14 protein-coding genes are annotated in these 14,008 nt (G+C 59.4%); 4 read left to right on the top strand and 10 right to left on the bottom strand.

Annotated elements, in window-relative coordinates; all coding sequences use genetic code 11:
- Positions 1–271: 271 nt before the first annotated feature.
- The 7 genes from AWB70_RS12680 to AWB70_RS12650 form a co-directional block, all read right to left on the bottom strand.
- Positions 272–958 carry an orotate phosphoribosyltransferase gene (locus AWB70_RS12680; protein WP_053570006.1) on the bottom strand — a complete coding sequence of 229 codons (687 nt, stop codon included), beginning with the start codon at positions 956–958 and terminating at the stop codon, positions 272–274.
- A gap of 31 nt (positions 959–989) precedes the next feature.
- Positions 990–2,465 carry an aspartate ammonia-lyase gene (gene aspA, locus AWB70_RS12675; protein WP_053570007.1) on the bottom strand — a complete coding sequence of 492 codons (1,476 nt, stop codon included), beginning with the start codon at positions 2,463–2,465 and terminating at the stop codon, positions 990–992.
- Between the two features lie 20 nt (positions 2,466–2,485).
- Positions 2,486–3,550 carry a dihydroorotase gene (pyrC, locus tag AWB70_RS12670; protein WP_053570008.1) on the bottom strand — a complete coding sequence of 355 codons (1,065 nt, stop codon included), beginning with the start codon at positions 3,548–3,550 and terminating at the stop codon, positions 2,486–2,488.
- Positions 3,551–3,579: 29 nt separating this feature from the next.
- Positions 3,580–4,833 (bottom strand): allantoate amidohydrolase, encoded by a 1,254-nt coding sequence (locus AWB70_RS12665; protein WP_053570009.1) that lies wholly within the window; start codon positions 4,831–4,833, stop codon positions 3,580–3,582.
- A gap of 72 nt (positions 4,834–4,905) precedes the next feature.
- A complete protein-coding gene (locus AWB70_RS12660; protein ID WP_045457893.1) occupies positions 4,906–5,856 on the bottom strand; it encodes a dihydroorotate dehydrogenase in 951 nt (316 codons plus the stop codon).
- Complete coding sequence (locus AWB70_RS12655) at positions 5,849–6,697, bottom strand: dihydroorotate dehydrogenase electron transfer subunit (RefSeq protein ID WP_053570010.1); 849 nt, start codon at positions 6,695–6,697, stop codon at positions 5,849–5,851. Before AWB70_RS12655 ends, AWB70_RS12660 begins: the two co-directional genes overlap by 8 nt.
- Positions 6,698–6,752: 55 nt before the next feature.
- Positions 6,753–8,006, bottom strand: coding sequence for an MFS transporter (locus tag AWB70_RS12650; RefSeq protein ID WP_053570011.1), 1,254 nt, complete (start codon positions 8,004–8,006; stop codon positions 6,753–6,755).
- 382 nt (positions 8,007–8,388) lie between these two features.
- Between AWB70_RS12650 and AWB70_RS12645 the strand changes: the two genes are divergently transcribed.
- Positions 8,389–9,297, top strand: coding sequence for a helix-turn-helix domain-containing protein (locus AWB70_RS12645; protein ID WP_014192971.1), 909 nt, complete (start codon positions 8,389–8,391; stop codon positions 9,295–9,297).
- Positions 9,298–9,336: 39 nt separating this feature from the next.
- Here the strand turns inward: AWB70_RS12645 and AWB70_RS12640 are convergent, their stop codons facing one another.
- Positions 9,337–9,657, bottom strand: a complete 321-nt coding sequence (locus tag AWB70_RS12640; protein WP_053570012.1) for a hypothetical protein — start codon at positions 9,655–9,657, stop codon at positions 9,337–9,339.
- A gap of 159 nt (positions 9,658–9,816) precedes the next feature.
- Here AWB70_RS12640 and AWB70_RS12635 point away from each other — a divergent pair, with 159 nt between their 5' ends.
- Positions 9,817–10,368: a cache domain-containing protein gene (locus AWB70_RS12635; protein WP_235024225.1), complete on the top strand. Its 552-nt coding sequence runs from the start codon at positions 9,817–9,819 to the stop codon at positions 10,366–10,368.
- 126 nt (positions 10,369–10,494) lie between these two features.
- On the opposite strand, the gene AWB70_RS12630 is transcribed toward AWB70_RS12635, so the two are convergent.
- On the bottom strand, positions 10,495–10,983 hold the full coding sequence (locus AWB70_RS12630; RefSeq protein WP_014192973.1) for an Hcp family type VI secretion system effector: 489 nt from the start codon (positions 10,981–10,983) through the stop codon (positions 10,495–10,497).
- Positions 10,984–11,100: 117 nt separating this feature from the next.
- Positions 11,101–11,445 (bottom strand): STAS domain-containing protein, encoded by a 345-nt coding sequence (locus tag AWB70_RS12625; RefSeq protein ID WP_053570014.1) that lies wholly within the window; start codon positions 11,443–11,445, stop codon positions 11,101–11,103.
- A 430-nt stretch (positions 11,446–11,875) separates the two neighbouring features.
- On the opposite strand from AWB70_RS12625, the gene tssB reads away from it, so the two are divergent.
- Both tssB and tssC read left to right on the top strand, forming a co-directional pair.
- Positions 11,876–12,370, top strand: coding sequence for a type VI secretion system contractile sheath small subunit (gene tssB, locus AWB70_RS12620; protein ID WP_014192975.1), 495 nt, complete (start codon positions 11,876–11,878; stop codon positions 12,368–12,370).
- 1 nt (position 12,371) lies between these two features.
- The gene (gene tssC, locus AWB70_RS12615) at positions 12,372–13,859 is read left to right on the top strand and encodes a type VI secretion system contractile sheath large subunit (RefSeq protein ID WP_014192976.1); all 1,488 of its coding nucleotides are present in this window, start codon (positions 12,372–12,374) and stop codon (positions 13,857–13,859) included.
- The last annotated feature ends 149 nt before the right edge of the window (positions 13,860–14,008 follow it).

The raw sequence follows: 14,008 nt of genomic DNA, 5'->3' as shown, positions 1-14,008 counted from the left end.
GCGTCGAGCGGCTCGTCGTAGATCGCCATGCAGGCGGCCGCGACGCCCGGCGAATACGCGAGCGAGAGATCGAGCTGGTTGGAAAGGGGCTTCGTCGGCGTGACCGAAATCTTGCCGGGACGGGGATTCTGGTGATACGCGAGGGCGCTCTGTTTAAGTTGTTCGTCCATCACAGCTTCTTCCTTTGACGTACCTGATCTTCAGGCGCGTGTTTCTACGGCCCCTGATAGCGGGGCCGACGATAGCTTTTGTTGCTCGGTTGCGGGGATGCTTACCGCTTCGTCCAGACGATTCCGCCGTGCGCGTGCGACCACGCTACCGGATCCTTCAGAAAGACCTCCAGTTCGCTCAGCGCTCGTTGATCGACCAACGGCTCCGATCTTGCTGCGGTCAATATGTCTTGCCACGTCGCTAAGGAATGCACCTTCACGTTCCAGCGCTCAAGGACGCCGGCAGTGGGGAACACGCCATAGTCGAACACAACGAAGATGTCCTTGACGATCGCGCCCGCTTCGTTGATGGCGCGGCAAAATTCGCGCTTCGACTCGCCCGCGGCCATCAAATCATCTACGAGAAGAACGCGCTCATTCGCGGCCAGCGTGCCCTCGATCTGGGTGGATGGCCCGAGGCCTTTGGCCTTCTTTCGGACATAGTGCATGGGCAGATCGAGCGCATCGGCGAGGAGCGTCGCTAGCGCGATGCCGCTCGACTCTGCGCCGACGATGCTATCGACCTCATCGAGACAGTGGCGGTCGCGAAGCATCCGCAGCCCGGCGCTGACGAGGTCCCGGCGCAGCTTTGGAAAGGAGATCAGCCGCCGACAGTCCATATAGACCGGGCTTGTCCATCCCGATGGCAAGCGGAAGGGCTCGTCCGCCCGAAACTGCACGCAGCCCGCTTCGATGAGCGCCTTCGCCACTGAAGTGGCCACTTCGGGTTCCGTCCGTGAAATCGACATACAAGCTCCAGATGCAATTCAAAACGATCCGTTACGACTTCGCCGTCGCAATGCCTCGTTCCTCGCCGGTTGCCGGGGCGTCCGCGAGATTGACAAGGCTTCCATACACGCGAGGCGCAATGAGTGCCTCGGGCTGAAGCGCCTCTTCCAACTGTGCTTCGGTCATGAGCCTCCTGCGCAACACCACTTCTCTGATCGTCGTGCCTTCGGCGTGCGCTTCTGCTGCCACCGCGGTCGCGTTCTTGTAACCGATGTACGGGTTCAAAGCAGTTGCAAGCGCAATGGATCGCTCCATGGTTTCTCTCAGGCGATCGGCGTTGGCCGTGATGCCCTTGACGCACTTGTCCGCAAGCGTGTTGCACGCGGCGGTGAGATGCTTGAAGCTTCTGAAAAGCGCACTCGCGATGATCGGTTCGAATGCGTTGAGCTGAAGTTGACCGCCTTCCGCCGCAAAGGTGACGGTCAGGTCATTACCGAAGACTTCGAAAGCGACCTGATTGACGACTTCCGGAATGACCGGATTGACCTTGCCAGGCATGATCGACGAGCCCGCCTGCATGGGCGGAAGATTGATTTCGCCAAAGCCCGCGCGCGGCCCGCTGGACAACAAACGCAGGTCGTTGCACGTCTTCGAGAGTTTGACCGCGATCCGCTTGAGAACGCCCGAGATCTGCACGAACGCGCCGCAATCTTGCGTGGCTTCGATCAGGTTGGGTGCGGTACTCAACTCGATTCCGGTGATCCGATTGAGGGCTTCGAGCGCGCGGCGTGCGTACTCGGGATGAGCCGTGATTCCGGTACCGATGGCTGTCGCGCCGAGGTTGATCTCGCGGATCAGGTCGGATGCTTCACGCAGCCGCAACATGTCTTCTTCCAGCATCACTGCATAGGTCGAGAACTCTTGTCCGAGCGTCATCGGCACGGCATCCTGGAGTTGCGTGCGTCCCAGCTTCAGGAGACCGGCGAATTCTCGCGATTTCTGGTCGAACACATCACGCAGATGACTCATCGCTTCCAGCAGGTGCTCGATGGCGAAGAACGTTGCGATTCGCAGCGCGGTAGGGTAGACGTCGTTCGTACTTTGCGCGAGATTGACGTGTTCGTTTGGATGAAGGTAGCCATATTCGCCGCGCTCGTGGCCCATGAGTTCGAGCGCACGATTACAGATCACTTCGTTCGCGTTCATGTTTGTGGACGTGCCTGCGCCGCCCTGGATCACATCGACGACGAACTGATCGTGGAGACGGCCTTCGCGAACCTCGATGCACGCGCTGACGATCGCGTTACGCAAAGACTTGTCCAGGAGACCGAGGTCAGCGTTCGCTTCGGCAGCGGCTTGCTTGACCGCCGCAAGCGCGATGACAAGGTTCGGAAATGCCGAGACGGTCGTTCCGGAGATTTCGAAGTTTTCCTTCGCTCTCAACGTGTGGACGCCATAGTAGGCCTCTCGCGGTACCGCTTTCTCGCCCAAAAGGTCATGCTCGACACGAAATTCCTGCTTGCTCATTGCGTTCTCCGGGAAAGTCTTCAGTACGATTGGCGCGATTTCTGGTCAACGAGACGCCACGGCAACGCGCCCATGCCCATAAAGGTTTGAATAGATTTGCCTTCGGAAAGCTGCACGAGTTCTGGCGCGTCCGTGGGCTGGCGGGTGAGCGTTATCGTTCCCTCGTTGGGAGGAAGCCCGTAGAAGAGACGACCGTTTTCGCTAGCGAACGCCTCGAATTTTTCCACGGCGTTCTCTTCTTCAAAAACCGTCAGATAGGCTTCGAGCGCGTTCGGCGCGCTGAAGATGCCCGCGCATCCGCAGGACGCCTCTTTCATTCCTCGCTCATGCGGCGCCGAGTCCGTGCCAAGGAAGAAAGACCTCGACCCCGACGTCGCGACTTTGCGGAGCGCGAGTCGGTGACGTTCGCGCTTCAGTACGGGCAAACAGTAATAGTGCGGCCGCATACCGCCCGTGAACATTGCATTGCGGTTCAACAGCAGATGTTGGGGTGTAATCGTTGCAGCGAGCCGCCCGCTGGTGTCGGACGCAACGAAGTTCGCAGCCTGTTCCGTCGTAATGTGCTCCAGCACCACTTTCAGTCGCGTATGACGTTCAAGCAGCGGCATCAAGGTCCGCTCGATGAACACCGCTTCGCGATCGAATACATCGACCGTCGGGTCAGTGCTTTCGCCGTGAATCAGCAGCGGCATGCCCAGGTCCTGCATCACGTCGAGCACCTTCGCGACTTTGTCGATGCTCGTGACCCCGTATTCGGAGTGGGTCGTCGCCCCTGCCGGATACAGCTTGACCGCGGCAAAAACGCGTTCTACGAAGCCTTCTTCGATCGTTGCGAAATCCGTCGCATCGCATAGATAGGCCGTCATCAACGGTTCAAACGACGTGTTCTCCGGGACGGCAGCCAGGATGCGCTCACGATAAGCACGGGCTGCTTCGACCGAAGTGATCGGGGGCTTCAGATTGGGCATGACGATCGCACGGCCAAACTGACGCACGGAATAGGGAAGTACAGTCTTCAGCATTTCGCCATCGCGAAGATGCAGATGCATGTCGTCGGGGCGCGCAATGGTGACGGTTTGAACCATGAGAACAAGTCCTCTATGAAAGCGGTGGGTCAGAGGTGTTTGATGGTGTCGGCGAGTACCATCACGCCCAGCATGAAGTCGTCGATATCCATCGCTTCGTGCGGATTGTGCGAGCCGTTTTCGTTGCGGATGAACAGCATGCTGCTGGGAATGCCCGCGTTGGCGAACAGAGAGGCATCGTGTCCCGCACCGCTCGGCACGGCCTCGAAATCGATCCCATGCCGTTTGCAGGATTGGGCGAGGGCGTCGCACAGGCTGTCGTCCATCGTCGCCGGCGCGGACTCCAGACGGCGATCGAACTCGAATCTGACGCCCCGCTCCCGCTCGATCGAGGCGCATTCGCTGCGCATGAGTTGATAGAAGCCTTCGAGCGTGTCCCGGCTTTTGCTGCGGGCTTCGAAGCTGAAGTTGACCGCGCCCGGAATGCGCGAGATCGAGTGTTCGGCCGGATCGGTTCCGACGACGCCGGCTGTGACAACCAGATCGATTCCGCGTTCGAGCAGCACGCGCCAGTGCTCGTCGAGACGGGTGATCAGGTCAGCGACGGCGAACATGGCGTCATGCCGCAGCCAACGAGGCACCGCGCCCGAATGACCGGCCTCGCCCACACAGGTGATGCGGTTGTGCCGCACATTGCCGCGAATCCCTGGCACCACGGCCAGCGGAATCTTCCTCGCGACCATGATGGGACCCTGCTCGATGTGCAATTCGAGGTACGCCTTGGCCTTCGCCTTGTCGAACAAAACCTCGCCAGCGCTGATTGCGTCCGTATCGGCACCGACGTTCTGCATGTAGCTGGCCAGTGACTTCCCCGTCGAGCGGTGCTTCAACGCGAGGTCTTGCGGGGAGAGCTTGCCGAAGGCCGCGCCGGAGCCCATGTACGCCTTGCCAAACCACGCGCTTTCTTCTCCTCGAAACGCGATGACGCGCAACGGGGTCGTGGAAGGTTCATTGCTGCGTTTCTGGCTGACCAGGCACAGCAGCCCGGCAATGATGCCGGCAAGCCCATCGAAGTTTCCGCCCTGCGGGACCGAATCCATATGCGATCCGACCCACACTGCCGGAACGTTCGGGTCGGAGTCTGGCAAGCCGAATATGAGATTTGCCGCACGGTCGACGTCCACGCGTAACCCTTCCGTTTCAGCGAAACGCGTCAGGTAATCGGCAGTCGCCGTTTCGCCTTCGCCGTAGCTGTCGCGCGTCACGCCGACACCATCGGAAGAGAGCGTCCGAATGTCGTCAAAGAGTTTCTGGCCGAGGTCGGCCAGTTCAACGATTTCCATAATGCCTATCCAGTTCCAGGAGATGCCGAATTGCCGGCGCGCTTAGGCGTGCTTTCGCGCCTGTCTCTCAGCTCAGCCCGATTGCTGAGCGAAGCGCAGCCATCTATCGCTCAGTTGATGGTCTAACTTGAGTTGGCCCGTCAGATCGCTGAGCCGGTCGAGTCCTGTTTCATCGCAATAGGACTCAAGCCCGTCGATGATCTTCTGCATGACGCCGGGATCGCGGAACGACGCGGTACCCACTTGAACCGCGCTTGCCCCAGCGAGCAGGAATTCGATCGCGTCTTCAGCGTTCTGAATGCCGCCGCATCCGATAATCGGAATCCGGATCGAGCGATAACACTGATGAACGAGGCGCAGTGCGATGGGCTTGATAGCCGGACCTGAAAGGCCGCCCATGACGTTTCCGAGTTTCGGCTTGCGCGTGCGAATGTCGATCGCCATGCCAAGCACCGTGTTGCCCATGACGATCGCATCGGCGCCAGCGTCTTCAGCCGCGCGAGCGACGGCGGCGATGTTGCTGGCATTCGGCGTGAGCTTGACCCAAAAAGGATGACGCGTGCGGCGGCGGATAGCCGAGACGGCCTTATACGTCGTTTCCGGCAGCATGGCGAACGCCATCCCATCGGCTTCGAGGTTCGGACACGAGATGTTGGCCTCGATCGCCGCGACTTCGGGCAAGGACATCTGCTCGCAAGCGTCAGCGAATTCATCGGCTGTGTCCGCTGAAATCGACACAACGACTGGCGTATCGAACTTCAGATAGGGCGGCAATACATGCTCTCGATAGTAGTCCAGGCCCTTGCTTGGAATACCGATCGAGTTAAGCATTCCACTGTAGCTATCCGCTACACGAGGGGTCGGATTACCTGCGCGGGACTTCGGCGAGACGCTCTTGATCACGAGCGCGCCGAGTCGATTCAGATCGAGGGCTTCCTGATATTCGATCGCGAAGCAGCCTGACGCCGGCATGACGGGGTTGCGCAAAATCATGTCGCCAACCCGAGTGGTTAGATTAGCCAAATTCCACCTCCCCAACGACTTCACGAATCGGGAATACAGGACCTTCGCGGCAGACGCGAAGGAACCTGCGATCGCCATCAGAATCGAACATCCTCACGCAAGACAGGCAAACGCCCATTCCGCACGCCATGTGCTGTTCCATCGCGACCTCGGCGGTGATGTGCGGATAGTCGGAGAGAACGCGCTGCAAGAGCATCAACAGTCGCTGGGATCCGCAGGTGTAGACGGCGTTCGGGCGCTGCTCTTCGATAAGCTTGCGAATCAGCCCATCGACGGCTTCGACTGAAGACGAGCCGTCGGCATCGAAGACGCTGCGTACGTCCGCTGTCGCTCCGCGGAGGAACTCTTTTTCCATCAGATCGGCCGGCGAGCGCGCCGACATCACCGCGGTGATCTCAACGCCTGCTCGCGATGCTTCCTTGATGAGCGGCGCCATCGTCGCCAGGCCGACGCCGCGGGCAACGACCAGGATTCGGCGATAGCGGGCGTTGAAGGTGAACGTGTTGCCGAGTGGGCCAACGATGTCCATGTAGCCACCCTCGGGCAAGGTCGCCATTGCCTTGGTGCCGACGCCCGTCACGTTGTACAGAAACTCGATACGGTTTTCTTCGGGTCCGGCGCCGTAGACGCTCATCGGGCGAAGCAGGAAGGGTTCGTGTCCGAGCGCCGTCGGGCACTTGAGCTGGTAGAACTGGCCAGCCTTGGTGATCGGCGCGATCGGGGCATCCGCTTCGAGGCGGATGTACTTGTATCGCTGATTCACCCAATAATGTTCTGCTACGCGACAACGATAGGACGCAACGGTCGCTGCTGTTCCGCCGCAGCACGGGCTTGCTGACATGATGACTCCACTCTGGGTATGACCGCGGGATGTGTGGGTCCCGCGTGAAGACGGCTTATTCGAGTTCCTTGCCCTTTAGTTCTGGCACAAGGAAGATCGTCGCAACCATGTCGATGACATAGATGCTTGCGAGGAGCGCGATGGCTGCCTGGAATGAATACGTTGCCGCCAGACTCCCGACGACGATCGGACCGAATCCGCCGACGGCGCGTCCAATGTTGAATAGCGTGTTTTGTGCCGTTGCCCGCGCAGCAGTCGGGTATGCCTCGGAGATGAGCGCGCCGTAGCCACCGATCATTCCGTTGACGAACATCCCCATCAGCGCACCGGCCCACAGCATGACGGCGGGGTCGCTCAACGTCGAGTACGCGATAACCATCCCCACCGCGCCCGCCTGGAAGATGAGGAACGTCGGCTTGCGTCCGATGCGATCGGCTAACTGACCGAAGACATAGACCCCAACCATCATTCCAACGATCGTGACAGAGGTCCACAAGGCCGATTTGGTGAGGCCGAAACCCAGCGTCTTCGCCAGATACGTCGGCAGCCAGATCATGATGCCGTAGTAGCCGAAGTTCTGGACCGCGCAGAGAATCACGATGCCCACGCTGATCCGTGTGGTGCGCCCGTCTTTTACGAGCATGCGGAATGCATTGGGCTTCTTCTCTTGAGTCGTCGCTCGGACAAAGACTTCGGGTTCGTGGAGCTTGTTCCGCACGACCCACGCGACCAGTGCCGGTGCCACGCCCAACAGGAACATGCCGCGCCAGCCGATATGCGGAAGGAGCAGGGGCGTCAGAAGCGACGCGGCCAGCACGCCTGTTTGCCAACCCAGCGCAACATACGAGGAAACGCGTGCGCGATGCTTCGCCGGCCACGCTTCGGCAGCGAGCGCCATCCCGATCCCGAACTCGCCGCCGAGACCGATCCCGGCGATCGTGCGAAACGCGAGCAGATCCCAGAAGCCTTGCGCGAATGCGCACAGTCCCGTGAAGAGCGCAAACACGACGATCGTCCACGTCAGGACCCGAATGCGGCCAAAACGATCGCTGAGCGCGCCGAAGATGATCCCGCCTGCGACCGCCCCGATGAGTGTCCACGTGACCAGAGCGCCCGACTGCTGGGTGGTCAGATGCAACTCAAGCGCAATGGCCGGGAGCATGAACCCCAGGATCAGCAGGTCAAAGCCATCCATCGCATAACCGATGGCGGAGCCGGCCAGGGCTTTCCACGCATACTTGCTCAGTCGATCCGAACCGGCGGAATCGACCGCTGCATGCGTTGCCGGCGCCTTTACATTTGCTTCCATTCGTTCCTCCAGTGGTAGCTCAAGATCTACAACCACGACTGCCGCTGCCGTTTAAGTGAACCGTACAAAAAATTAGACGACCCCTTCGACAAAGCTCGACTCTCGGCAAGAACAGCGAGATGAGCCCTGCAATTTTGCGGTGAATCGTTGCGCTGCGCGAAGTTGCGGACTGCGTGAGATGAAGCGCGCTTTCTTTGAAACGCTTGATCGTCTAAATATTTAGACTACGCTCTTTGCCGTGGCCCCGCAACGTGAATTTGGTAGGTGAAAACCCTTTGGGCGCTACGTCAGGAGGTCGTACTTGGAGCCAGCGCAGACGCCCGTACGTTTGAATTGATACGTGCGTATAATCGGTTTAAATTTTTATACGAGAGGATGTAAAGTGGCCGGCACCGCGGAGATTCCCAAAACGACGCCGACATTCGACTTCAAGGCGATTGGCGAACGTCTTCGGGCGTACCGGCTCGCCAAGGAGCTTCGCTCGGAGGATGTCGGTGAGCGTTTGTCGATCTCGAGGGCCGCTGTGTACAACCTCGAACGCGGCGAGATCGTCAAGATCGAGACCTTGGAGAAACTTGCCTCGCTATTGGGTGTGACGCTGCCGAACCTGCTTGGCGTCGAGTCGGAGTATCACGACTCCGCGGTCAGCTACTTCGAGCGGATGCGTCAGCTCGAAGCGCGTTCGAAGCGCGTCCTTGCAAACTTCGACCCGATATCCTTCCTCCTCACGTCCGACGCTTATCCGAAATACCTTCGGGCAATGCTCGAAGAAAGCGTTCCGGATGCATTGACGGGCGACGGCTCGAAGCGACTGAACAACGAAGTACTCAAGATTCTGGCCGCTCGCCGCAAGTACTACGAAGACAGCAGACCGAGCATCCTGAGCCTGATCGGTGTGCGACAGCTCGAGCAATTTCTGCATCACGGACTCGTTGGCCGATTGGGTCTGCCAGCGGGTATTCAGCTTGAGCGGAAACTGGCGGCGCGTACCGAAGTCGCGCACATGATCGAAGTACTGGAGAGCGATCCCATCGGGGTTCAAGTGGGCATCGTGCTCGATCATGTGCCTAGCGAAAACTTCCAGATCTTCGAGGAGCCCGCGGCTGTGCACGTCGCGGTTTCCCCATTTCGTCTTGGCGAACTGCCGAACGTGCGAGCAGGCATTGCCTCGATTACTACATCGCCTGATGCAGTAGCGATGTATCGGAGATTGATTGAACGTCTATGGGCGGGTGCCGCGAAAGGGCGAGATGGCGCGAAGGTCTTGCGTGGTCTTCTCGACAAAAACTGACGGTCCTTTTATTCAAGCAAGGACCGCCGGCTCAACGAGTTACACCAGATCCGGTGCGATGCGCGTCGCAAACGCGTTTAGCGCGGAAAGGAAGCTGTCGTCGCCGCTCTTGCTTGCGTCCAGCAAGACTTGAGTTTCCTTGCGCAGATCCGCCAGGAACTCGTCGACGACATCGGTAGACACGGCGACGCCTTCGTAGCGTTCAGAAAATGCTGCGGCTCTTCCACCGAGCAGGACGAGCGCTGCCGACTCTCGTCCGGCGCTTCGGGCGCCGTCGCGGCATTGAGTGGCAAAACGCTGGATATCAGAAAAACCGACGTGTTCGCGCTCTAACCAAGCGCCTGCGAGCTGAAGATTCATTTGCCTTTCCTCCGCACTTAAAGACGCATCATGCGCTCGTCTAAAAAAAAAGACAAGTGGCTGCTGGTGGCCCCCGGTCGCGCCTCGTCGGCTCGCTCGGCCGGCAAAACTGTTTTGGGCGATCTAAGGTTCGTGGACTAGTCTTCTGCAGGCGGGAAGGTGCATCTCTACAACACGCTGTCCTTCGGTGCCGCGCTGAAGTCAATGGTGGGAGATCGTGCAATGAACGGCAAAGCCCTCTTTACCGGCATCGTGTTGCTGGCTGGATTCTTCTGCCCCGCATTACCGGCGTTCTCTCAGTCATCTCCGCCAACGTCCGACACAGCAAAACAAACCAAAGCCCTGGTCGACAAGGCCGCCGCATTGATAGCCAGCAAAGGCAAAGCCGCGTTTTCCGAGTTCAGAATCAAAGGCAGTGAGTGGTTCCATGGCGACACCTATCTGTTCGCTTACGATCTGAACGCGAATGTCCTGCTGAACCCGGCCTTCCCCGCACGGGAAGGGACTAACGTCCACGGCCAGAAAGATACCAACGGCAAGCTGTTTCATGACGCAATGATCCAGACGGCTGAAACAACGGGATCGGGCTGGGTCGACTACATGTTCCTCAGACCGGGACAGACTGAGCCGTCGCATAAATGGACCTATGTGAAGGCAGTCAAGATTGACGGAGTTCCAGGTTTGGTGGGCTCGGGCTTCTATTCGGAATAGTTCCTTTTCTGAAGCTGCGTCAGCAGGAGCTTCGGGACGCCGCTGCCATCTTCCATCTCGCCCAAACAAAAAAACCGCCTCGCGCATTCAAGCACGAGGCGGCCTCTCTCCCACTTCACCACTCGATCAAGACTTCGGCGCCAACCACGAATCCTCGGCCTCGATCCCATCCGGCTCATACGTCCAAGTAATCTTCTCGTACGTGAACGACACATCTTCCATGTGCCCCATCTGCTTGTTCTCGGGCGAGAGACAATTCGGCGTCCACGACTGCATGTTGGTCAGAATCGCATTCGACAGCTTCACCGTGTAGTACTTCTCTTCCGTACCTTTCGGCGAGATGCGATAAAACTCCAGCGTGACATCCTTCATCTGCTCGCCGGACGTGAGCGCCTGGAACAGCTTGGGCGACGACTTGTCGATTTCCTTGGTGAGCGTCATCGCCTGATGCACGCGCTTGCCGGTGGGCAGGCCCGTTTGCGGGCTCTTCGGAATTTCGATGGTGTGATCGACGGCCTGAACGAGGATCTTTCCTTCATGACCCTGAACCTTGGTTGAGCCTTCGATCTTCCCTTGGTTCTGGCCTTCGAGCGAGAGGTAGCACGGCATCGGCATGATTTTTTCTCCGGTTGTCTGGCGCAGTTCGTTCTGCGCATGGGATGAATTCTGGCCGCGAGCCGTTACCGCCGCGTTTCAGAAAACCCTGCGCAGGTTACGAATGAAACATGGGCGCTAAGCCACCTCGTTGAAGCGCTCGAGCGCGCAGGCGCGCGTATCGGCGACGTCGAGAATGTTGAGAAATCCGCTGATTTCGAATGCTTCGCGGATCTGGTCGTGCATGCCGCAGAGCACGAGCCGTCCCGCGGACTGCCGAAGGCGCTTCGCCGCGATCAGCACGACGCGCAAGCCCGCGCTGGAGATATAGCCGAGCGCGCCGAGATCGAACAGCAACTGGTTCGTGCCCTGATCGAGACGGCGCTGAACCTCGGCCTCGACCTGCGCCGCGTTCATGCTGTTCAGCGCGCCTTCCAGGCTCACGACGAGCACGTCGCCCTGGACTTCATACTGGTTTGCCACAATGGTCTCTCACGCAATGGCGATGTCGCTGGCCGCCTGGCTTCGGGGTTCCGAAGCGTTAACGGCCGGCAAAGAAAAAGCTTAAGCGTCCATGAATGCATTGCCGCAACCGGATCGCCGCAAATGGGCTTCAAGAATTTCGAAACGCGGTCGTTAAAGCCCTGAGCGACAGGAAAGCCAGCGTATCACGGGGGGCGTGCGCCTAAGGCACGAACAGAGCCCCGAACCCCGTTCTCTTCGCGGCAATGAGCGCCGATACGGCGTGAGATCGTTCCGTGTCGCCAGCAGCATGCAATCGCATAGGGGCCGCCCGCAAGCGCACGGCCGTGCTAATCACACACCCGAAAACCCATGCGCCGTCATGCTGCGACGTTCTCTGAAACGGCTGATTTTTTTATCAACACTTTTGGTTTTGGGTTAGGGGGTAGGCATGGCATCTGACGGTTCAGTCGCTCCTAAGGAGCGGGTCAATATTGTGTATCGTCCGGCCACCGGAGATGCCAAGGCGGAAGTCGAACTGCCGCTGAAATTGCTCGTGCTCGGCGACTTCACCTTGCGTGACGACGATACGCCGATCGAAGAAATGAAGCCGGTCAACGTCGACAAGGACAACTTCAACGAAGTGCTCAAGGGGCAAAAGCTTTCGCTCGATCTCGCGGTGCCGAACCGCCTCGACGCGAACGCCGACCCGGAAGCGCAGATCGCGATGAACCTCAAGTTCGAGTCCGTCGACGATTTCTCGCCCGACGCGATCGTCGAGAAAGTGCCCGAGCTGCGCCAGATGATCGCGCTGCGCGACGCGCTCAAGGCGCTCAAGGGACCGCTCGGCAACATCCCGGATTTCCGCAAGCGCGTTCAGGAGCTGATCGAAGACGAAGGCGTGCGCGCGCGTCTGATGAGCGAACTCGGCATCGAGGACAAGTGATATGAGCGACATGGAAAAGCAACAGGAAACCGCAACCGCGCCCGCGTCCGATGCGAATCTCTCGCTGCTCGACTCGCTGATCGAATCGGCGCGCATCAAGCCGGGCGACGAAGCGTATTCGATCACGCGTCAGGGCATTCAGGCCTTCATTTCGCAACTGCTGGAGCCGCAGAACGCGGTCGAGCGCATCACGCAGGCGACGGTCGACAGCATGATCGCCGATCTCGACCAGAAGCTGTGCGCGCAGGTCGATGCGATCCTGCATCACGCCGACTTCCAGAAGATGGAATCGGCATGGCGCTCGCTCAAGTTCCTCGTGGACCGCACGAACTTCCGCGAGAACGTCAAGATTCAGTTGCTCAGCGTGAGCAAGGGCAAGCTGCTCGAAGATTTCGAAGACGCCGCGGACATCACCAAGTCGGGTCTCTACAAGAATCTCTATACGGCTGAATACGGCCAGTTCGGCGGCCAGCCGTTCGGCGCGATCGTCGCGAACTACGAGTTCGGGCCGGGCACGCAGGACGTGAAGCTGCTGCAGAACGTGGCGAGCGTTTCGGCGATGAGCCACGCGCCGTTCATCGCGGCGGCGGGCCCGCATTTCTTCGGCGTCGATACCTACGACCAGTTGCCGAACCTGAAAGACCTGTCGTCGATTTTCGAAGGCCCGCAATTCGTCAAGTGGAATGCGTTCCGCGAGTCGGAAGATGCGCGCTACGTCGGTCTCACGCTGCCGCACTTCCTGCTGCGCGTGCCCTACGGCGCGGATACGGTGCCGGCCAAGAAGTTCAACTACAAGGAAGACGTCTCGGGCGGCAACAGCCAGTTCCTGTGGGGCAACGCGGCCTTCGCGTTCGCTTCGCGCCTGACCGCGAGCTTCGCCGATTACCGCTGGTGCGCCAACGTGATCGGGCCGCAAGGCGGCGGCACGGTCGGCGATCTGCCGGTGTACACGTACGAATCGATGGGCGAGCTGCAAAACAAGATCCCGACCGAGGTGCTCATCTCCGAGCGCCGCGAGTTCGAGCTTGCGGAGCAGGGTTTCATCGCGCTGACGATGCGCAAGAACAGCGACAACGCCGCGTTCTTCTCGGCGAACTCAGCGCAAAAGCCGAAGTTCTTCGGCAACACGAAGGAAGGCAAGGAAGCCGAGCTCAACTACAAGCTTTCCACACAGCTTCCGTACATGTTCGTCGTGAGCCGTCTTGCGCATTACATCAAGGTGATTCAGCGCGAGAACATCGGCACGTGGAAAGAACGCGTCGATCTCGAAAGCGAACTCAACACCTGGATTCGCCAGTACGTCGCGGACATGGACAACCCCGCCGAAGGCGTGCGCAGCCGCCGCCCGCTGCGTCAGGCGGAGATCGTCGTGGCCGATGTCGAAGGCGATCCGGGCTGGTATCGCGTGGATCTGAAGGTGCGTCCGCACTTCAAGTACATGGGCGCGTCGTTCACGCTGTCTCTGGTTGGCAAGCTGGACAAGAAGTAAGCATCGAATCGCGGTAATGCAGTCCATGTTTCATCTGTAACGCAGCGCGGAAAAACTGAAACCGGCCGGTAACGGGCCGCGCGCAACATGTGAAACATGCGCAGCACACACAAGCGCTGAGCGAAACCGCCGGGGCCGAGAAGCCCCGG

Source organism: Caballeronia cordobensis (assembly GCF_001544575.2).
Taxonomy (GTDB): Bacteria; Pseudomonadota; Gammaproteobacteria; order Burkholderiales; family Burkholderiaceae; genus Caballeronia; species Caballeronia cordobensis.
This window is presented reverse-complemented; position numbering and strand designations above follow the sequence as displayed.